This is a genomic window from Mycobacterium sp. (genome assembly GCF_049585075.1).
Classification (GTDB): Bacteria; Actinomycetota; Actinomycetes; order Mycobacteriales; family Mycobacteriaceae; genus Mycobacterium.
Window position 1 is genome coordinate 1 of sequence record NZ_JBAUZA010000519.1, and the last position, 2,106, is coordinate 2,106.

The 2,106-nt window shown below is 68.0% G+C and carries 2 protein-coding genes; both read left to right on the top strand.

Features of this window, described 5'->3' with window-relative positions; genetic code table 11:
* Positions 1-131 precede the first annotated feature (131 nt).
* Positions 132-947, top strand: coding sequence for a carbon-nitrogen hydrolase family protein (locus WB785_RS24080; protein ID WP_424082500.1), 816 nt, complete (start codon positions 132-134; stop codon positions 945-947).
* On the top strand, positions 944-1,918 hold the full coding sequence (locus WB785_RS24085; protein ID WP_424082502.1) for an LmeA family phospholipid-binding protein: 975 nt from the start codon (positions 944-946) through the stop codon (positions 1,916-1,918). Before WB785_RS24080 ends, WB785_RS24085 begins: the two co-directional genes overlap by 4 nt.
* Positions 1,919-2,106: the final 188 nt, after the last annotated feature.

Below are 2,106 nucleotides of genomic sequence, written 5' to 3' on the forward strand. Positions count from 1 at the left end.
CGATCGCCCCTAGGCTTCGGGGGCGACCCGCTGCGCCCGGCTTCGCCGCGCTTGCGATCGCCCCTAGGCTTCGGGGGCGACCCGCTGCGCCCGGCTTCGCCGCGCTTGCGATCGCCCCTAGGCTGGCGGTCATGCGGATTGCGGTGGCGCAGATCCTGTCCGGCACCGAACCGGCCGACAACCTGCAGCTGGTGCGCGACTACGCCGGGCGGGCCGCCGACGCCGGCGCGCGATTGGTGGTGTTCCCGGAAGCGACGATGTGTCGATTCGGCGTGCCACTGGCGCCAATCGCCGAGCCGGTGGACGGCCCGTGGGCCGATGGGGTGCGCCGGATCGCCGCCGACGCGAACATCACCGTGGTCGTGGGCATGTTCAGTCCGGCCGACGGCGGCCGGGTCTACAACACGCTGCTAGCGGCTGGCGGGGGTACCAACGCGCACTACGACAAGATTCACCTCTACGACGCGTTCGGCTTCACCGAGTCGCACACTGTCGCGCCGGGGCGCGAGCCGGTGGTGATCACCGTCGACGGGGTCGGGGTAGGGCTGAGCACCTGCTATGACCTCCGCTTTCCCGAGCTCTTCACCACGTTGGCGCGCCGCGGCGCCCAGCTGATCACCGTCAGCGCGTCGTGGGCGTCCGGCCGCGGCAAGCTGGAGCAGTGGACGCTGTTGGCGCGGGCCCGGGCGCTGGACTCCACCAGCTACATCGCCGCCGCGGGGCAGGGCGATCCGGGTGAGCCGCTGGCCTCCACCGCACCGACCGGGGTGGGCGGCAGCTTGGTGGTTTCGCCGTTCGGCGATGTGGTGGCCTCGGCGGGAGCAGACCCGCAATTGCTGGTCACCGATATCGCCCTCGATCGGGTGACAGAAGCCCGTGAAACGATCGCCGTGCTGCGCAACCACTCAGCGTTCGCTCATGGGGATAAGGCAGAATCGCCCAGGTGACGAATCCGCAAGGACCGCCGCACCAGGACCCGTCGATGTGGGCTCGTCCCGGCAGCCAGAGTCCGCCTACCGAGCCGGCGCCGCAGGACGAGTCGCCAACCACCCAGGTGGCTGCGCATGAACCACCGGCCGAGCAGGCGCACCAGACTGTTCCGCCGACACTGGAATTCCCGGCTGATTCGCCCTACGAACAGCCCCCGTCGCAGGACCCAACAACTCCCGTGAAAACCAAACGCCGCTTCTTCGCCGACCCGGTGTCGATCATTCTCGTTCTGGTCATCGTGGTGGCGTTGGCCGTCGCCGGTCTGATCGGCGGCGAGCTGTATGCCCGCAACCGCGCCAACAACGTCGTGGCCGCGGCCACCGAATGCGTGGTGCAGGACCAGGCGAAAGTGTCATTTGGCCCCACCCCGTTCCTGTTGCAACATGTCACTGGCCACTATCGCGACATCTCGATCCGCACCGCCGGTCACCAGATCCGGGATGCGAAAGGCATGACGGCAGACATCAACATCAACGACGTCGACCTGCACGGCAGCGGCGACTCAAAGGGCACCATCGGCGCGTTGGATGCCACCATCACCTGGACGTCGGACGGCATCAAGCAGACCCTGCAGAACGGTGTTCCATTCGTCGGCGGCCTGATCAACAGCGTCAACACCGACACCAGTGCCGGCACCGTCGAACTCAACGGGGCACTGGGCCTGGGCAGTGTCACGGTCAAGCCGTCGGTCGCCGGCAGCGGGCTGTCACTGCAGGTGGTCAAAGTGACCGCGATGGGCGCCACGCTGCCGCACGAGACCGCGCAATCGGCGCTGGACACCTTCACCTCCGGGCTCACCAAGGGCTATCCGCTCGGGATCCACGCCGACAGCGTCCACGTCACCAATGACGGTGTGGTGGCTCACTTTTCGACACGCAATGCCTCCATCCCAGCCAGCCACACCGACCCGTGCTTCGCCCATGTTTAGCACCGACCATCGACGTCGCCCTGCTGATGCGGAACAATCGCGCAGATGACGAACACCCGAGGACCATCGAGCGGCGACCCATCCGAGTGGGCGCGTCCGTCAAGTCCCGCCGGCCCCCCCAACCGGGGTGCACCGCCACGCCGTCAGCCCCCGCAGCCGCCGTCCGAATCACCGACGCGCCACATCCC